An 18812-nucleotide genomic window follows, 5' to 3' on the forward strand; every position below is an offset into this window, starting at 1 on the left:
GCCGGCCTCGCTACGGCGCGTCCAGTTCGTCCGGGGGCAGGGGCCGGTAGTCGGGGTGCGTGAGCAGGTCGCCGGGGCCCGGGGCGTCCGGGTCGCCGCGCCCGCCGAGCAGGGTCATCACGCCCCAGGCGGCGTTGATTCCGGTCGCGAGCGCGTGGTCGAGCCAGCCGGGCGACCAGGACGTGTCGTCCCCGGCGAGGAAGAGGGCGTTGGCGGGCTCGCCCGGCACGGGGCAGCGGCCGTCGCGGTCCTTCAGGCACTGGTGGAACAGGTCGTACTGGAAGCGGTACTCGCCGGGCTGCGAGAAGCGGGCGATGCCCCGGAAGTTCGGCTCCTCCGCCCAGGAGACCGTCACGGCCGGAGCGTTCGCCGCGGCCTGCCGCAGCCGTTCGGCCGAGTCGGGGTGGACGGCGGCCAGCTCCCGCACGAAGGCGTCCACCCGCTCCTGCAGGGAGGAGGCGGCGATCTTCATCGCGTCGAAGGACCAGGTGAAGCTGAGGTCGAGCACGGCCCGCCGCCCGCCGGGGCCGCGCGGCGGGCCGAAGTCGCTGGTGTACGCCGCCCGCGGCAGCCGGTCGGTGAGCGTGACGCCGTCCAGGTCGGTGCCCTCCCAGAACGGCTCGTCCAGGACCAGCGCGGTCTTGGCGGCCGCCCAGTACGTGACCGAGCGAACGGCGCGCCGCAGCCGCGGGCCCAGCGGGTCCGGACCGCCCGCCGCGGCGCTCAGCCGGACGGTGGTCTCCAGCAGGTCGAGCTGCGGGGTGAAGACCGCCGCCGCGTACCTCGCCCGCCCGCCGTCCGCGTCGTGCACGACCACCCCGCGCCGCGGGTCGCCGGGCACCTCGATCGCGGTGACGGCCGGGCGCGGCGCACCGGAGTTGACCTCCTCCAGGCTGGTGCCGCGCCCGCCGGGGCCGGTGGTGCGGCAGGCCCAGAACTGTTCGGCCAAGGCGCTGACGCCGTCCGGGAAGCGGTGCAGCACGGCGCCGTCGGAGGCGAGCAGCAGCCGCAGCAGGTCCACCATGCCCATGCCGAAGAAGCAGTCCCAGGCGGCCGGGCCGATGCCCGCGGTGGCCAGCAGCCTCGCCTCCTCCTCCGACATGCCCGCTCCCTCGGGGTCGCGCAGGAACCGGTGGAACGTCCACTGCTCGTAGCCGCGCACCAGGGCCGACCAGCGCCGGCGCACCTGCGCCCGGTCCCGGTCGGCCACGGCCCGCCGCAGCGCCGGCAGGCCGGCCCGCTCCAGCGCGGCCAGCCAGCGGGTGTGGGCGCGGCGGAAGCCCTCGTGCCGGGAGCGCAGGTCGGCGAGGGTGCGCACCCGGTGGCTCTGTCCGTCGACGTCCCACACCGTCACCGGGGTCGTCGGGTGGGCGTAGTTCTCCCGGAACGGGACGGTGGACAGGCCGAACCGGTCGGCGTAGTGGAACAGCAGCCGCGCGGAGTCGGGGAAGCGCATGCAGCCCAGTTCCACCACCGCGCTGTCGGCCGGGTCGAGGCGCAGGCTGTGCATCCGCCCGCCCAGGCGCCGCCCGCCCGGGCCGTCGGGGCAGGACTCCGCCTCGTAGAGGACGGGCCTGCACCCCAGTCGCAGGAGTTCGTACGCGGCGCACAACCCCGCGCCGCCCGCACCGACGACGGCCACCGGCGCGCCGAGCGCCGAGTCCGGCAGCCGGCCGAGGCGGCGTTCGCCGGCGAGGTGGGCGGCGTAGTCGAAGGGGAAGTCGGGCTGGAGGTCGCAGGCCGGCGGAGCGGCCGGATCGGGTGACACGGGAAGTCGCCTCCGGAGGATCGCGCGGGGCAGGGGCGACGGGACCGGCCGCGGCGGCGGGACCGTCCCCGTGCGACTTCCCGGAGTGATGATCCTTAACTCTCCGTCGCACCAACGGGTGGTTCCGGCGATCTCGTCCCGCTCCGGCCCTGGCACCCGAACGGCCGACCTGCTTCAATGACGAAGGGTAATGGACCTGTCGCCCTGTGCTTCCGTCGGGTGCATCCGGAAGCGCGGGCGGTGGCGTCGCACGGGAGTCGAGGGGGGCGCCGCGGTGGACGAGACGGAGGGGCGCATCCACCTCGCGGTCCGGGCCATGCCGGTGACGGCCGGTCTGGGGCGGGCGTTCGCGCGGCAGCGCCCGTTGGCGGGTCTGCTGATCGCGGCGGACCTGCACCTGCTGCCGTCCACCGTGCCGCTGCTGCTGGCCTACCGCGAGGCGGGGGCCCGGCTCGTGGTGAGCGGCTCCAATCCGGCCTCCACCTCCGACGGCGTGGCCCGCTGGCTCGCGCGCCGGCCCGGTATCGAGGTGGTGCCGGACGGCGGGGGCCGCCCGGTTGCGGCAGCCCTGCTCGACCGCCGGCCCGACGTGGTGATCGACGAGGCCGACGCCCTGCTGGGCCTTCTGCACGCCGAGCGGCCGGAACAACTCGACGGCCTGATCGGCGCCTGCGTCCACACCCTCACCGGCGTCAGACGAGTCCGCGGCCTCGCCGCGCGCCGCGGTCTCGGGCTGCCGGTGATGGCCGTCGACGGCTCCGCGCTCAAGGGCACGTTCGACAACCGCCACGGCACCGGTGCCAGCGCGCTGGACGCGGTGGTCGCCCTGACCAACGTCTCGCTCGCCGGATCGGTGACGGTGGTGGTCGGCTTCGGGGCGGTGGGGCGGGGCATCGCCGAACGGGCCCGGGGCCTGGGGGCCCAGGTCCTGGTGACCGAGATCGACCCCTACCGGGCGCTGGAGGCGCACGCGCTCGGCCACCGGGTCAGCCCCCTCGCCGCCGCCGCCCGGGAGGCGACCGTCCTGATCACCGCCACCGGAAGCATCCGGGTGGTGCGCGCCGAACACCTGGCCCTGCTGCCCGACGGCGCGATCCTGGCCAGTGCCGGGCACGGCAGCGTCGAGATCGACCGCGCCGCGCTCGCGGCGGGCCGCACGACCCGCACCGTCCGGCCCGGGGTGGAGGAGTTCACGGACCCCGCCGGGCGGTCCGTCCTGCTGCTGGCCGACGGCAACCCGGTCAACACCGCCGGGGGGCCCGGCCACGCCGCGGCCGCCATGGACCTGTCCTTCGCCGCCCAGGCCCTCGCCGTCGTCGACCTCGTCACCCGCCGCCCCCCGCCCGGTCTGCACGAGCTCGACGAGGGCATCCAGCGGCAGGTCGCGCGCCTGGCCGTCGAGGCGAGATCGATCCCGCTCGACCTCCCCTCGCCCGGCCACGAGGTCTACACCAGCCACCTCACCGGCGAGCCGGAACGCGCCGCCTCCGACACCCCGGAGCGCTGACATGACCCCACCCGAGCACCCGCACCACGCCCCCCGGCCGCTGCGGGACGCGATGCGACCGCACCCCGAAGGCGGCCGGCACCGCGTGATCTGGGAGTCCGGACAGCCCGTCCACCCGCTCGACCACCGCTCCGAGCGCGCGGCCGGCACCGCCATCCAGTACCTGCTGGACCCCGGTGAGGGCGCCGCGTGGCACCGCGTCGACTCCGACGAGCTGTGGATCTGGCAGGACGGCGGCCCGGCCCACCTGCTCACCGCCGACGCTCCGCCCGGCGCACCGGGACACCGCCCCGCCGCCCACCGCCTCGGCCCGGACGGCGACCACCGGCCCTGGGACGGCATGCACCGCCTGGTACCCGCCGGAACCTGGCAGAGCACCCGCCTGCTGGAGCCCGTCTACGCCCTGTTCGTCTGCGTCGTCGCCCCCGGCTTCGACACCCGCGACTACACCCTGCTGCCCACCCGCCGGGCCGACCCCCCGGACGGCCCGTCATGAGGAGGACCGTGGAAGCCCGAACCAGCCGCGTCATCGACCGCCCCGCCGACGCCGTGTGGGCCGACGTCGCCGACTTCCCGGCCATCGCGTCCTGGCACCCCGCCCTCGCCCGCAGCGCGCCCGCCGCCGGGCCGCACCTGCGGGAGATCCTCACCCGGGACGGGCAGCGCATCGTCGAGGAACTGCTCACCGACGACGACCGCAACCGCGTGCAGGAGTACGCCCTCGTCCGGCACCCCTTCCCCGTCACCGACTACCGGGCGCGCATCGAAGTCCGCCCGCTGGACCCGGGCCGGTGCGAGGTGCACTGGAGCGCCCGGTTCCACCCCCTGGCGGGGGACGGGCGGGCGGAACGGGCCATGTTCGAGAACGACATCTTCGGCCCCGGCCTCGACGGACTGGCGAACGGGCGGAGCGCCGCCGTGGAGCACCCTCCCGAGCAGGCGACCCTCGGCGTCGAGGAGGAATTCGTCCTGCTCGACACCGGTACCCACCGGCCCGTGCCCCGCGCCGGTCCCGTGATCGCCGGCGGCCGGCTCGTCCTTGGGGCCGAGCACCTCGTGCCCGAGATCTCCCAGGCCATGGTGGAGACCGTCAGCCCCGTGTGCGCCGGAGCCGCCGATCTGGCCCGGGAACTGACCCGGCTGCGCACGGGAACCGCTTCGGAGGCCCGACGGCACGGCTGCCTCCTGCTCGCCTCCGGTGTCGCGCCGTCCGGTTCGGCCGGCCCCGGGCACGGCGACGACCCCGACGGCCTCCCCGCCCTGCACGACCACCCCCGCTACAACGCCATCCGCCGGCGGTTCGGACCCCTGATCAGGCACCAGGGCACCTGTGCCTGCCACGTCCACGTGGGCGTGCCCGACCTCGCCACCGCCGTCGCCGTCGTCAACCACCTGCGGCCCTGGCTGCCCCTCCTGCTGGCGCTGACCGCCAACTCCCCGTACTGGCAGGGCGCCGACACCGGGTACGCGTCCTGGCGGACGGTGCTGTGGGGCAGGTGGCCGACCGCCGGGCCCCCGCCGTTCCTCCACTCGCCCGAGCACTACGAGGACCTCGTCGGCGCCCTGGTGGCCAGCGGCGCGGCACTCGACCCGGCGATGATCTACTGGTACGCCCGCCCCTCGCGCCACGTGCCCACCGTCGAGATCCGCATCGCCGACGTGCTGCCCACCACCGGGCAGACCGTGGCCTACGCCCTGCTGGTGCGGGCCCTCGTCGCCCGGGCCCGCGCGGCACTGGCCGCCGGGCACCCGGCGCCGCAGGTCGAGCAGGACGTCCTCGCCGCGGCCTGCTGGCAAGCCGCCCGCGAAGGCGTCACCGGCTCCGTCCTCGACCTGCTGACCGCTCCGGCCCCCGGCCCCCGGTCCGGGTTTCCGGTGGTGGCCGTCCCGGTGGTCGAACAGATCGGCACGGCGCTCCGGCTCGCCGGCCCCCACCTCACCGCCGACGACCGCCGGACGGTCGAGCACTGGCTGGCCGAACTCGTCCGCACCGGCGGCGCCAGCGGCGCCCAGCGCGCCGCCCACCACGGGGCGGGACGGATGGGAGACCTGATCGAAAGCCTGGCCGTCGCACCGGACCTGACGGCCGACCGCCCCCCGCTCCGGACCCGCCCCCGCTCTTCCGTCGAGGAGACGACATGACCGAAAGCCCCCGGGGACCGCTCGTGCCCGACCGCATGTACTTCACCACCGGCGCCGGTGCGCACGCCCGCGAACTCCAGGCCCACGACCTGATGTACATGGACGCCGGGCTGGGCCGGGTCAACCGGGTCATCGTCTCCAGCCGCGTCCCCCCGCACTGCCGCCTCATCCCGCCCGACGAAGGCGGCGCACAACTCACCGACGGGCAGATCCTGTTCGCGATCCAGGCGCTGGCCGAGACCAACACCCCCGGTGCGCGGATCGCCACCGCCGTGGGCGTCGCCGTCCCCGACGGCGGAGGCTTGGGCTGTGTCGCGGAAGTCCACGAGCAGGACGCCGTCGGCAAGGACGCGGCGACGGCCGAGGCCAAAGCCGTCCAGATGGCGCTGACCGCCATGGGGCTCGAACTGGGCCACCACGACTACGACGGCCAAAGCGCCCACCAGCCCGGCCGGGACCGCTACGACATCGCCGGCACGGCGGTGCGCACGCACGCCGCCTCCATCGAGGCCCGGGGCCCGGAGAACGGCGACTGGGTCAAGATCGTCTCCAGTCTGGTCTTCCTCTTCTGACCCCGTCCACACCGGCTCGTCCCCTCTCGTCTCCTCTCGTCCCCTCTCGTCTCGTCCCGTCCCGTCCCGCTCCGGCGGGGCGGCCGGACCGGAGCACCGCGCGCCGCACCGCAACCACCGTCCTGATCCCGGGAGCCCCCATGACGGAGAAGAAGGACCGGCGATTCCTCCTGCGCCCCGACGCCCTGTGGGACGGCGTGCACGACCACCCGCAACCGGGGGCGCAGGTACTGGTCGAGGGCGACCGCGTCGTCCGCGTCGATCCAGAGCCCCGGCACCACGCGGACGCCGAAGTGGTCGGCCTGCCCGGCTGCACCCTGCTGCCCGGCCTGATCGACTGCCACGTCCACCTCGCCGACGAGGGCGCCGACGGCGACTCCGTCCCCTACCAGGTCCTCACGGCCCTGCCGGCCCTGCGCGCCCTGCTCGACAACGGCTTCACCACCGTGCGCGACCTGGGCAGCGCCCACCAGCCCCTCAACGTCGCCCTCGGCCGCGCCGTGCGGGAAGGGCTCGTCACCGGCCCCCGGGTCGTCGCCGCACCGAACATCATCTCCCCGCGCGGCGGCCACGAGGACAAGGCCCCCGGCCTCGCGCAGCGCTACGGGGCGCAGATCGGCAGCGTCGCCGACGGCCCGGACGAGATCCGCAGGATGGTCCGCCGGCAGGCCCGCGACGGCGCCGACTGGATCAAGTACGCCGGCAGCGGAGGCTTCTCCTCACCCGCGGACAGCCCCCACAGCATCGCCTACGCACAAGAAGAGGTGGACGTCCTCGTCGCCACCGCCCGCGACCTGCACCTGCCCTGCGCCGTCCACGCCTTCCCCGACGAGGCGGTGCGCCGCGCGGTACGGGCCGGCGTGCGCAGTGTCGAACACGCGACGCTCGCCACCGAGCCCACCTACGCCCTGATGGAGCGCCACGGCACCTTCCTGGTCCCCACCCAGTACTGCCAGCGCCACTTCGTCGACCACCTCGACGACGAGGACTTCTGGCGGGGCCGACCCGCCCACCTGCGGCAGTCCTACCGGACCTTCGCCGAGCCGCTCCGGGAGGGCCTGCTCCGGCAGGCCGCGGCCTCCGTGCACCTGGCCTTCGGCACGGACGCCGGCATGTTCCCCCACCGCGACAACTGGCGCGAGTTCCCCACCCTCGTCGAGCACGGCCTGTCCCCGCTGCGCGCCCTGCGGGCCGCCACCAGCACCGCCGCCGACCTCCTCGGCCGCCCCGACCTCGGCCGGACCGCCCCCGGCGCGCGGGCCGACCTGACAGCCGTCGAAGGCGACCCGCTCACGGACATCGACGCCATGGGCCGCGTCCGCTTCGTCATGACCGGCGGCCGCATCACCACCCGCCCCGTCCGTCCGTCGACCCCGACCCGGTGACGTTGCGCGGCGCCTCCCCGGGAGGGGCGCGGGCGACTCGCTCCGGGATGTCGGGCACCATCCGGCCGCTGCCGCCCCTGCAACCGGCGCGTGGCGCTCTGGACCGCGGCGCCCAGTGAGAGTGCGGCGTCGTCCACGCGGTTCGGCCCGGCGGTCGGCCGGGCCGGCGCGTGGCCGGTGTGGGAGCAGCCCCGGTCCGCACCCGGCTCGAAGCGGGCCGGCCTGAACAGCACCGGGAGTACCAGGGCCGGGCCCTTCCGCGCGATGCTCCGGCCCCCGCGTCCGCGGCGTGGATCCCGCCCGTGAAGGGGAGGCACCACCGGTGTGCCGCAGCGGCATCCGCACCGTGACGCGCGGGTCGACCGCGAAGTCGGGGAGGTGGTCGGCGGCGGACGCATCCAGCGGGGGCGGTGGCGGGCCGGGTCAGCGCCCGGATGGTCCGGCGGGGGGAGGGGGTCGGCGTTTCGTGCTCCGGGCGCGTGTCACGGGTGGTCCTGGCTGTCGGTGGCCTAACGTGCCGTCATGGGCACCGGGCAGACGGCGGGCCTCTCCGGTGTCCGTCGGATCATCGAGGTGGGCGTCCTCGGGGCGGGCCGCCCGGCAGCGTCGCCGTCGTGGACGCCGGCGGCGGCCTCGTCGTCCGTGTGCGGATGGACGGCGGGCGGCTCGGTGGTGCCGGGCAGCGGGTCGACGGGGCGCACACCGGTGTGCTGTTCCGGTCGGCGACGGGTGGTCTGGCGCGGGGACGCCGGGCCGGGCGGGCGGTTCCGGGGCTCGGCGCTGTCGGGGCCGGGCCGGGTGCCGCTGGTGAGCGGGGGCGCGGTGGCCGCGGCCTGGTGACCACGGGCGGCGTGGGGTGGCCGGGCCGGGGAAGCAGCACGAGGGGGCCGAGGGCAGGCGTGGTCCGGAACGGCCGGCCACCAGTACGGGAGAGGCGCGACGACATGGCGGGACCGATTCTCATCACCGGTGCGGGCAGCGGCTTCGGCAAGGAGGTCGCGCTGCGGCTCGCCGCGGCCGGGCACGAGGTGATCGCGGGCGTGGAGATCATCGCCCAGGTCACCGCGGTGCGGGCCGCGGCGCGGGAGCGGGGTGTGGAGCTGCGGGTGGAGAAGTTGGACGTCACCGATCCGGGCGACCGGGAGCGGGCCTGGACGTGGAACGCCGAGGTCCTGCTCAACAACGCCGGCGTCTCCGAGGGCGGGGCGAGCGCCGACCTCCCCGAGGAGCGGCTGCGCCGCCAGTTCGAGGTGAACGTGTTCGGCCCGATCCTGCTCACCCAGGGGGTCGCGCGCGCGATGGCGGCCCGCCGCAGCGGGCGGATCGTCTTCATGTCCTCGGTCGCCGGGCTGACGGTCGATCCGTTCACCGGTGCCTACGCCGCCTCGAAGCACGCGGTGGAGGCGTTCGCGGACGCGCTCGACCAGGAACTCGCCGAGTTCGGCGTCACGGTGGCGACGATCAACCCCGGCCCGTTCCTCACCGGCTTCAACGACACCATGTTCGAGACGTGGAAGGAGTGGCGGGACGACCCCGCCGGGCGCCTGTACGACTACGCCCGGCTCGCCTTCCCGCACGAGCAGTACGACCCCGAACCGGTCTTCGAGCGCACCGTGCGCGTCCTGCTCGGCGAGGAGCGCCGCTACCGCAACCTGCTGCCCGCCGAGACGGAGCCGCAGGTCCGCGCGCAGGTCGACGCCCTGTGGGAGCGGCAGGTCAACGACGGCAGCCGCCCCGACCTGGTCCAGAAGGCGTACGACATCAGCCCCGCCACACCGGCCGGTTCCTGACCCGACGTCACCCATGCCTCCGCCGGCGCCGCGGGCGGAGGAGGGGCGGGCCGGTCGAGGAGCCGGGCCGCCATGGCTTCCTCCCCGCGGCCACAGCCGTACCGCCGCCGGTCGCGCGAGCGCGGCCGCGGGGCTGGGCGGGTCTGCTGGGCGGGTCTGCTGGGTGCGGCGTCGCTCCTGGGCCCCCCTCCGGTGCGCGACGCGGCCGGCCACCGCGCCCGCCCGGGGCAACGGCGCGGCCGGCACCTCCTGCCCGTACCCGGGCGACCGGTGGGGGAACTCCTTCGGCGGGTCGGTGAACGACTCCCGGTACGTGGGGCGGCCCCCGTCCCTCCCGGAGTCCCGCACCCTCGCCGTGGACCGGGGCCCGGGGCCCGGGGCGCGCCGTCGACGCGGTGGCCGGGACGGTCACCGCCACCGGCGGCGCCGACCAGCAGTTCCCCCTGCGGACGGCCTGAACCGGACCGGTCGCGGTCTCATCCGGCCGCCCCGGGCGGGGTGCGCCCGGCCGGGCCGGTCAGCACGGGGAGGTCCGGGTCCGCCGTCCACTCCTCCAGGGAGCCGTCGTAGACGCGGACGTCGTCGCGGCCGGTGAGGACCAGGGCGAGGGCGAGCAGGGTGGCGGAGATGCCGCCGCCGCAGTAGACCACCACCGGCCCCTCCGGCGCGGACGGCAAGCCGGCCGTGCAGGAGGCGAGTTCGGCGGTGGGGCGCACCGTTCCGTCGGCGGCCAGGACGGGGTGGGCGGGCAGGCCGACGCTGCCGGGGATGCGGCCCCGGCGGGTGTACCGGGTGGGGTCGGTGCCCTCGAACTGCCCGGTGCCGAGGGCGCAGACCAGGGTGCCCGCGGCTCGGCCCTCGCTCAGCGCGCGGACGTCGCGGCGGTCGGCCCAGGGTGTGGCGCGTTCCCGGTCGCCCGCCCGGGCGGCCCCGAACTCCCCGGAGAAGCGGGCGGGTTGACCACCTCGCCGGTGCGCACCGGCGGTGGGGCCGGGCACGGGCGCGGTGGCGGTGTTCCGCAAACGCCACTACGCGAGCGTCCGCTCCCTCCGGGGGCTGGCGGAGGAGCACGCCTTCCTGCGCCACCTGCGGGCGCGCGGCGCCCCGGTGGTCGAGGTCCTCGGCGCGCACGCCCGGGGCGAGTGGACCTACGAGGCGTACGCCCCCGGGGCGGGCACCGACCTCTGCCGCGACGCCCTGTCGTGGACGTCGTTCGCCTCGGGCCCACGCCCGGCAGGCCGGTGCCGCGCCGGCCCGCTTCCACCTCGCGGCGGCGGGGCATCCGGCGCCGGCCCGGTCCGTGCAGCCGCTGGTCTCCTCGGGGAGCATCTTCGCCGACCGCGACCCGTCGGCCGCGCTGGAGCGCTACGCGGCGGCCCGGCCCGCGCTCGCCGAGGCCCTCGACCGGGCCCCGGTGCGCGCGGACACCGAGCGGCTGCACCTGCCGTTCCACGCCCGACTGGCACCACTGCTGGGCGAGTTGGAGTCGCTGTGGACGCACAACGACTGGCACGCCTCCAACTTGCTGTGGCACTGCCCGGCGGCCGGCGGCACCGAGCGGGCCCGCGTCGCGACGGTGCTGGAGCACCTGCACGAGCGCTGGGGCGCCTGTTCGGGGCCTGATCGGGCGAGGGACGTGGGGCAGGCCGGGGCGAACGCCTCGGCCCGCCTCGGGGCGGAAGCTCAGGAGAACCAGGGAGAGCGCTCTCCCGTCGGAGGGGCCGTAGTTCGTCCGCATGTTCCACGGTGGTCGCCCCGGCGAACAAAGGCCGGTTCGACTCTTGAACGGAAGACCGCCCGGCCACTCCCGGGTCCATCCGTCGGGCCGCTCCGCTTCTGTGGCGGCTGCCCGCACAGTGCGAGTGCGCCGCTTCTTCGAGCGCGGCTTCGCCTCGGAGCTCCCGCCTCGACCCGCGTCGGCCTTCGCTGAGTCAATCTTGTGTAGGGCGAACGAGTTTCGCGGGGTGCGTATTGCACTGAATGCCTAGCTTGATGTCTGAATATCGGCATCCGGTGCACCGATTAACGATCAATGCTTTGAAGCCTGTTCACTTCGTTGACGCGACCGCAACAGGGGCGCAATCATCACGACATGAGAGAGCGCTCTCTCAGTCAGGACCACTCCAGGAGAGATGCTGTGACAGGTAGCCCCCCACCTCGCGCCCTCGCCGCACCACCCCGCACTCTGGTCTTCGCGTTCGTCGCCGTCCTGATCGCGACACTCGTCCTCGCCGTGAACCAGGCCGCCCCCGCCCGCGCCGAGGGCACCCTGCTGTCGCAGGGGAAGACCGCCACCGCCTCGTCCACCGAGAACGCCGGAACGCCGGCCTCCTCGGCGGTCGACGGCAACGCCGGCACCCGCTGGTCCTCCGCCGCCGCCGACCCGCAGTGGCTCCAGGTCGACCTCGGTGGCACGGCCACCCTCACCTCCGTCGTGCTCACCTGGGAGAACGCGTACGCCAAGGCGTACCAGATCCAGACCTCCGCCGACGGCGCCACCTGGACGAACGTCTACACGACCACGACCGGACGGGGCGGCTCCGAGAGCCTGACCGTGAACGGCACGGGGCGCTACGTCCGCATCCTCACCACCCAGCGGGCCACCCAGTACGGCGTCTCGCTCTGGGAGTTCCAGGTCTACGGCACGGCAGGCACCGGCACCGGCACCTGCTCGACCACCAACGCCGCCCTGAACAGGGCCGCCACCGCCTCGTCCACCGAGAACGCCGGAACGCCGGCCTCCTCGGCGGTCGACGGCAACGCCGGCACCCGCTGGTCCTCCGCCGCCGCCGACCCGCAGTGGCTCCAGGTCGACCTGGGCTCCTCGCAGAACGTCTGCGGCGTCCAGCTGTCCTGGGAGAACGCGTACGCCAAGGCGTACCAGATCCAGGTCTCGGCGGACGGCGCCACCTGGAGCACCGTCTACTCGACGGCCGACGGCCGCGGCGCGACCGAGCTGGTCACCCTGTCCGGCACCGGCCGCTACGTCCGGATGTACGGCACCCAGCGCGCCACCCAGTACGGCTACTCGCTCTGGGAGTTCCAGGTCTTCACCGGCGGCGGGGGCGGCAACCCGGGCAACCCGGGCGGCGGAAAGACCCTGCTCTCGTACGGCAAGCCCGCCACCGCCTCGACCTTCCAGGACAGCGGCAGCTGCACGGGCTGCACGCCGGCCAAGGCCTTCGACGAGGACCCGGCGACGCGCTGGGCGACCAGTGACGTCAACGGCTGGGTCGACCCGGGCTGGATCGCCGTCGACCTCGGCGCGACCGCGCACGTCACCCAGGTGGTGCTGCAGTGGGACCCGGCGTTCGCCACCGCCTACCAGATCCAGGTCTCCCCGGACGGCAACACCTGGACCAGCGTGTACTCCACCACCACCGGCAAGGGCTTCAAGGAGACCCTCGACGTCGACGGCACCGGCCGGTACGTGCGGATGTACGGCACCGCGCGCAGCAACGGCTACGGCTACTCGCTGTGGACCTTCGACGTGTACGGCACCGGCGGCAGCCCCACCGCCCCGCCCGCCCTCCCGCCGAACCCGGCCAACCCGCCGCGCCTGGTGTGGAGCGACGAGTTCAACGGCGCCGCGAACACCAAGCCGGACCCCGCCAAGTGGACCCAGGACCCGGGCAACGGCCAGAACGGCGAGCTGGAGCTCTACACCAACGGTGACAACACCAACCTGGACGGCAACGGCAACCTCGTCATCGAGGCCCGCAAGGAGGCCAACGGCCAGTACACCTCCGGCCGGATCAACACCCACGGCCACCTCGACTTCACCTACGGGCACGTCGAGGCCCGCATCAAGGTCAGCGGCACCCAGGGCCTGTGGCCCGCGTTCTGGATGCTCGGCTCGAACTTCAAGTCGGGCACGCCGTGGCCGAACTGCGGTGAGATCGACATCATGGAGCACGTCGGCAAGGTCGCGGACTCGGTGTACTCCACCCTGCACGCCCCGGCCTACAACGGCGGGAACGGCTACGGCTCGCCGTACACCCTCGCCGGGTCGGACTTCGCCTCCGCCTTCCACACCTACGCCGTCGACTGGGACTCCACCCACATGACGTTCGCGGTGGACGGCCACAACTTCTTCACCGTCGACCGCTCGACGCTGGAGCAGACCCGTGGCCCCTGGGTGTACGACCACCCCTTCTACATCATCCTCAACAACGCCGTCGGCGGTGACTGGCCCGGCAACCCCGACGCCACCACCGTCCTGCCGCAGAAGATGATCGTCGACTACGTCCGCGTCTCGCAGTGACCGAGGGCTCCGGGACCGGCCGGCCGGTCCGGTCCGGTCCCGGAGCCACTCCCCGCCCGGCGCCGTCGGCGCCGTCGCGGACGCCCCCGGCCGTCGGGGCCGGGGTGCCGGTCAGATGAGGCGGTCGCGGTGGGCTGCGGCGGCGGCGCGGACGAGTCGGGCGAAGCGTTCGCGGCTGCGCCGCTGGTGTGCGACGGCCTGTTCGTCGTCGTCCCGGTCCTGGGTGTCGCCGAGGCCGTCGTCCTCGTCGTCCTCGTCGGGTCCGTCGTGTGCGCTGTGCAGGAGCCAGCAGCCGTGGATGCCGGCGAGGAGGTCCTCCAGGAGGTCGCGGGCGGGGCGCTTGGGGTCGAGCGGGGTCAGGCGGACGGCGACGTCGTCGAGGTCGGGGTCGTCCTCGCCGGTGTGTTCGGCGACGGTCTCCTCGAAGTCCTCCAACTGGTCGCGCAGGGCGACGGGGTCCAGGAGGAGGCCGTCGGTGATGTGCATGGCGTGGCGGACGAGTGCGGCGACGGCCTCGTACGGGGTGGCGCCGTCCTGGATGAGGCCGAGGACGAGGGTGGGGGTCTCGTGGGGGAGTGCTTCGATGTCGTCGGCTTCGAGGACGACCTGGGTGGGGTCCTCGCCGGTGGCCTCGGCGGCGACCTCGGCCGCGGCGGCGAGCCAGTGCGCCGCGGCGACGGCGGCCGCGGTGGGGTCGACGGTGGAGAACAGGGCGGTGGGGCCGAACGGGTCCTGCTGGAGGAGGTGGTCGGCGGCGGCGACCTGGACGGGGGAGGCGTCCTCGCGGCTGAGGAGGACGGCCTGCTGGGCGCGTCCGGTGAGGTCGCCGAGTTCGGCGCTCTCCACGGCGGCGAGTTCCAGGGCCGCCTCGGCCCGGACTGCCTTCGCCAGGGCTTCGTCGCCCGGGCCGCCCGGGCCGTGCAGGCCGTGCAGGGCGCGTCCGGCGCGGTGGGCGGATTCGACGAGCGGGCTGTAGGAGACCGTCATCGTGCCGCCGTGCGGCAGGTGGGGCTCCGTGATCGCGTCGGGAACCCTGCCGAACGCCTCGCGTTCCCTCTCCCGGCGCCAGCCCTCTCCGTCGGGCTCCGGGGAGCCGGCGGCGCTGGACGGGTGGGTGTAGGTGCGCCACGCGGCGTCGGACAGTTGGGTGAGCGAGCGGGCCAGGGCCAGCAGCGCGGAGGTGTCCGCGTCGTCCGGCAGGGCGGCGATGCACCTGGAGAGGTCGCCTTCCCCGGTGCCCCACGAGGCGATCAGTTCACGCCGGTCGAGATCGACGCTGTAGCGCGTCATGCGCTGTACCTCCCGTGCCTGTTCCTGCGTGCCCCGTGGCACCCGGCAAGTCTGACGTATCGGCAGGTTGCCGGGCGTGACTGGGCGTTTTGTCCGCCGTTTTGAGGTTCACGTTCCGCGCCAGGCCGGGGTGGTCTCACCGGTGAGCCGGCGGGTCATGAGGTTGATCGTCGCGAGGTGGACCATGGCTTCGGAACGGGCCGGCAGGGTCTCGTACTCGCGGACGAGACGGCGGTGGTTCACGAGCCGGCCGAAGGTGCGTTCGGCGACCCGGCTGCGGGGCTGGACGGCGAATCCCTGGCGGTGGAGTCGCGGCGGATGACCTCGACATCGATGCCGGGGTTGCGCCGTGCTCGATGAGGGCGTCCTTGTCGCCCGTGTCGGTCCGTGCCTTGCGGATGACGGGGTGCTCGGTGGCGACCGCAGCCGGCGGCGCCGTCCTGCATGCTCGCGGCGGGGGGGATAGCGCCAGGGGATGCCGGTGCGGTCGACGTTCCGTCATGACGACGGCATACGGCGCAATCGCCGCTCCGTCCAGGGCCCACACTGCTTGAGGGACGAAAGCCAACGGGCTCGGCTTCCTGGGATGAGGCAGGAGGAACCGCACATTTCAAGCGGACATTCCTGTAACGGTGGCTCTCCTGGTATCAGAACCCCAGGCGTCACCGAACGCCGACAGCCCAGGTGCCCGAGAAGTCAGAATGAACCATCCCATCCTAATTACGAGTGAAACGCCCGGTAAGTGAACTGCCCGGCCTTCGGTCGAGCCGCCACTCCGGGGTTCGGTGATCGAGCAGGAGGCCGGTTGTGGGGTCGGCTCGGATCAGGTGGCTCGGGGGGAGGTCTGCCTGCCGTGGATCCGGGCCTCCGTTTCGGCCAGACGGTGCAGGAATCGGGCGTCCCGGAGCTTTTCGAGCGTGTGGCGGGCTGCGGACAGCGGAGCCGGATCCGTGGTGCGGTCCGCCAGGACGATGCGCAGTCGTGCGGCTGCCACTCTGCGTCCGTGGTTCTCAAGTGTGTTGATGCATTCGGCCAGGGCGCGGTGGTCGTGCCGGCGGAGGGCTGTTGCCACTTCGACGACCTGGGAGTGGCGGGCGGAACTGTGGGTGGCCGCCGCCTGGATGAGAGCGGACGGACTGGGTAGGCCGCGTTCGTTGTGGAACGAGACGACGGCGAAGGCGTGGGAGCCCAGCGTCGCGGCGTCGAGGTCGTGGTCGCCGGGGCCGTCCTGCAGTTCCATCGCCAGGAGGGCCCTGGTGGTCGACCACAGACTTTGGACGTCCTTGGTGGATTCCGACAGGAGGTCGGCGAACCGGTTCGCGGCATCGCGTTCTCCCCGGGCCATCGCGATGCGTATCAGGGCGAAGAAGCCGTCCAAGCAGAAGACGCGGTTCTCCGGCGAGGCGGAGGATTCCTCGAACGCGTGGACCAGGTAGTCGCTGAGACGCTCGGCGGTGTCCCACTCCCCGAACGCGTAGGCGATGGAGAGGCCGTAGGCGAGCGGCTGGGCCAGGTGCATGCTGTAGGTGCCGTACCGGCGGTTGACCGCTTCGTCCTCGACGGCACGCAGGCCTGCGAGGGGGTCGCCGAGTCCGGCATGTGCGGCGGCCAGCATCGCCAGTGCGTCGGCGCGTTCCCGTGACGGCAGGTCGGGCAGGAGCGTGCGCTGTTCGCAGAACTCCAGGACGCGGTCGGGGCGGTTCATGGTGGCGGCGACGAACTGGCATCCGTCCAGCACTTCGCTCGTCGTCCGGATGTCTCCCGCCCCCTCGAAGTGGTCCGCGATCGCACGCCCCTCGGCCAGGAGGGCGTCCGGATCGGTGCGGGCGACGAAGGCGCCGTCCTCGACCGACACGGCCCGGTTGTCGAGCACCAGGAACAGGTCCACGGCTGCGAGGTGCATCCGCTCGTCCGGGCTGATGCCGAGTCCGGCGAGGCGGTGGGCTTCCGTGTACCTGGTGAGGACCGAGTCCCGGCTCACACGGAGCCGGGCCATGAGTCCGCACCGCAGCCAGAGCAGGAGGAGCCTGCGTCGCAGCCGCACCGCTGTCTCCGGCCCGGTCGGGGCGAGGCGGTCGGGTTCGCCGGCCTCCTCGATGGCCTGTTCCAGGCTGGCGACCGCCTTGGCGGACACCCCGGCGACGGTGGCGAGGAGTTCCAGCAGTTCCACGCGCCGGTCGGTGCCCGCCAAGGTGAGGGCTCCTTCGATGAACGCCTGCGCCTCCGTCGAGAGACCCGCCCGACTGGAGGCGGCTCCGGCCCGTGCCAGGAGGGACGCGGCCTCGGCCGGCTGGAACGGCAGCGCGGCGGGAACGGAGGACCGCAGGCTCAGGCGCAAGGCGGCCAGGCAGTGCTCGCCGACGAGAATGCTGTGGCTGTCGGTGTCCTCGGCCAGCCCTGACAGCAGACCCGCTGCACCGGCGTGCACGGCTATGCGGGCGGCGCGCGTAAGCGTGCCCTCGGCGACGTCCCGGACGAAGGACTGCCGGATCACCGGTCGCCTGCCACTGTTCAGGTGCAGCACGTCCTGGGCGAGCAGCTCCTCGACAGCGATGGCGATCTGATGATCTGTCCGGTCCGGCAGCAGGTCCGGGTAGAGGCGGATCGGCAGGACGGAACCGCACACCGAGACGAGCCGCAGCACCTCCCGGGCGTCGGGGCTCAGGAAGTCCAGTCGGGCCAGCACCGCGGCGTGCACGGTGTCGGGAAGCGCGGTGCCGAGGGTGGACCCTGCTCCGGATCCGGTGAGCCGTGAAACGGACCGGACGAACTCGAGGGCGTAGTAGGGGTTCCCGCCCGACCGTTGGCTTATCAGTTCGAGCAGTTCCTCCGGTTGCTGGTGCAGGTAGCTTCCGACCACGGTGCGGATCTGGGCGGTGGCCAGCGGTTGCAGCGTCAGGCTGGTGTGATTGTCCCGTCCCGCGCCCCACCGTGGACGGCGATCGAGGAGTTCGGGCCGGGCGACCACCAGGACCAGCAGCCGGGAGCGTCCGCGCGAGACGGCCAGTTGCTCCATCAGGTCCAGAAGGAAGTCGCCGGCCCGGTGGGCCTCGTCCAGGACGATGATCACGGCACGGTCGCGGGTCGTGATACCGATGAAGAGCCGCAGGGCGGTGAGCACGGTTCCACCGTCTTCACCGAGCCGGCCGCCGCTGCCGAGGGCCGCCATCAGGTCCCGTGCCCTGCGGGCGCTCTCCTCGGCGCCGTAGCCGTCGGCCTCGAAGACGTGCTGCACCCGTGCCGTGCTGAGCCCGCTTCCGACGAGTCCGTCCAGCAGGGACCGCAGTCGGTCGCTGCCCCCCTGTCCGTGCGCGGACGCGTCGACCACCTCGAATCCGAGTTCGAGCGGCAGGCCGGCGATGAACTCCTCGACCAGCCGGGTCTTCCCTATGCCGCCCACGCCGAGAACGGTCACCAGGCGGCTGCGCCCTTCTTCGGCGACCCGGTCGGCGGCCAGCCTGAGTTGCAGGAGGTCGTGGCGGCGTCCAACCATCGGCGGCCGTTCGGCGCGGCGGCGTTCACGGGGCGCCACCACCGGATGGACCCGAACCGGGCCGTCCTTCCCCTTCAAACGCACCATGCGGGGAGCCGTGAACTCGAAGGCGTCCTCGGTGGCCAGGAAGACCCGGTCGCTGACAAGGATTTCGTCGGGTTCGGCGGACTCCTGCAACCGGGCTGCGACGTTCATGGCGTCGCCCGAGGCGATGAAGACCTCCGAACGGGAGTCGGAAGTGGCCATGACCTCACCGAGGTTCACCCCGACGCGCATTCTGAGGTACCTGCCGAGCAACGCGTCCCGCTGTACGGCGGACCGCAGTTCGAGTGCGGCCCTGAGCGCCCGTTCGGCTTCGTCCCCCTGGGCTCGGGGGATGCCGAACACCGCCACCACGGCGTCGCCGATGAACTTCTCCAGTCGGCCCTCGGCGGCTTCGACCACGGCCACCGCGTGCTCGAAGTACCGGCCCATCAGGACCCTGGTGTCCTCCGGATCCATCCCGTCCGCCAGCGAGGTGGAGCCCACTATGTCGGCGAAGAGCATCGCCGCGAGTCTCCGCTCGTCTGCCACTGGTTCGTTCTCCTACTCGTCGGGTGCC

The 18812-nt window shown here is 73.8% G+C and carries 12 protein-coding genes and 1 pseudogene; 8 read left to right on the top strand and 5 right to left on the bottom strand.

The window, feature by feature from the left end:
• Positions 1-10: 10 nt before the first annotated feature.
• Positions 11-1768: a flavin monoamine oxidase family protein gene (locus ACIP60_RS31020; protein ID WP_400690668.1), complete on the bottom strand. Its 1758-nt coding sequence runs from the start codon at positions 1766-1768 to the stop codon at positions 11-13.
• Between the two features lie 274 nt (positions 1769-2042).
• On the opposite strand from ACIP60_RS31020, the gene ACIP60_RS31025 reads away from it, so the two are divergent.
• The 6 genes from ACIP60_RS31025 to ACIP60_RS31050 all read left to right on the top strand — a co-directional run bounded on the left by ACIP60_RS31025 (position 2043) and on the right by ACIP60_RS31050 (position 9164).
• Positions 2043-3275, top strand: a complete 1233-nt coding sequence (locus tag ACIP60_RS31025; protein ID WP_400690670.1) for an adenosylhomocysteinase — start codon at positions 2043-2045, stop codon at positions 3273-3275.
• 1 nt (position 3276) lies between these two features.
• Positions 3277-3771, top strand: coding sequence for a cupin domain-containing protein (locus ACIP60_RS31030; RefSeq protein ID WP_400690673.1), 495 nt, complete (start codon positions 3277-3279; stop codon positions 3769-3771).
• An 8-nt stretch (positions 3772-3779) separates the two neighbouring features.
• On the top strand, positions 3780-5417 hold the full coding sequence (locus tag ACIP60_RS31035; RefSeq protein ID WP_400690676.1) for a glutamate--cysteine ligase: 1638 nt from the start codon (positions 3780-3782) through the stop codon (positions 5415-5417).
• Positions 5414-5989 (top strand): pyruvoyl-dependent arginine decarboxylase, encoded by a 576-nt coding sequence (locus ACIP60_RS31040; RefSeq protein ID WP_400690679.1) that lies wholly within the window; start codon positions 5414-5416, stop codon positions 5987-5989. The genes ACIP60_RS31035 and ACIP60_RS31040 overlap by 4 nt, the downstream gene beginning before the upstream one ends.
• A gap of 140 nt (positions 5990-6129) precedes the next feature.
• Positions 6130-7374, top strand: coding sequence for an amidohydrolase family protein (locus ACIP60_RS31045; RefSeq protein WP_400690682.1), 1245 nt, complete (start codon positions 6130-6132; stop codon positions 7372-7374).
• 944 nt (positions 7375-8318) lie between these two features.
• Positions 8319-9164 (top strand): SDR family oxidoreductase, encoded by an 846-nt coding sequence (locus tag ACIP60_RS31050; RefSeq protein WP_400690685.1) that lies wholly within the window; start codon positions 8319-8321, stop codon positions 9162-9164.
• Positions 9165-9640: 476 nt separating this feature from the next.
• Here the strand turns inward: ACIP60_RS31050 and ACIP60_RS31055 are convergent, their stop codons facing one another.
• Positions 9641-10186 carry a sulfurtransferase gene (locus ACIP60_RS31055; RefSeq protein WP_400690688.1) on the bottom strand — a complete coding sequence of 182 codons (546 nt, stop codon included), beginning with the start codon at positions 10184-10186 and terminating at the stop codon, positions 9641-9643.
• 248 nt (positions 10187-10434) lie between these two features.
• On the opposite strand from ACIP60_RS31055, the pseudogene ACIP60_RS31060 reads away from it, so the two are divergent.
• Positions 10435-11094, top strand: a pseudogene (locus ACIP60_RS31060) (hypothetical protein); the annotation flags it as partial.
• A 279-nt stretch (positions 11095-11373) separates the two neighbouring features.
• Positions 11374-13428 (top strand): discoidin domain-containing protein, encoded by a 2055-nt coding sequence (locus ACIP60_RS31065; protein ID WP_400690785.1) that lies wholly within the window; start codon positions 11374-11376, stop codon positions 13426-13428.
• Between the two features lie 111 nt (positions 13429-13539).
• Here the strand turns inward: ACIP60_RS31065 and ACIP60_RS31070 are convergent, their stop codons facing one another.
• The 3 genes from ACIP60_RS31070 to ACIP60_RS31080 form a co-directional block, all read right to left on the bottom strand.
• Entirely contained in the window at positions 13540-14718 is a 1179-nt protein-coding gene (locus tag ACIP60_RS31070; RefSeq protein WP_400690690.1) for a hypothetical protein, read from the bottom strand.
• Between the two features lie 108 nt (positions 14719-14826).
• Entirely contained in the window at positions 14827-14961 is a 135-nt protein-coding gene (locus tag ACIP60_RS31075) for a hypothetical protein (protein WP_400690693.1), read from the bottom strand.
• A 580-nt stretch (positions 14962-15541) separates the two neighbouring features.
• Positions 15542-18784, bottom strand: a complete 3243-nt coding sequence (locus tag ACIP60_RS31080) for an adenylate/guanylate cyclase domain-containing protein (RefSeq protein WP_400690696.1) — start codon at positions 18782-18784, stop codon at positions 15542-15544.
• Positions 18785-18812: the final 28 nt, after the last annotated feature.

The sequence above is a fragment of the Kitasatospora sp. NPDC088783 genome (genome assembly GCF_044750705.1).
GTDB classification, from domain to species: Bacteria; Actinomycetota; Actinomycetes; order Streptomycetales; family Streptomycetaceae; genus Kitasatospora; species Kitasatospora fiedleri.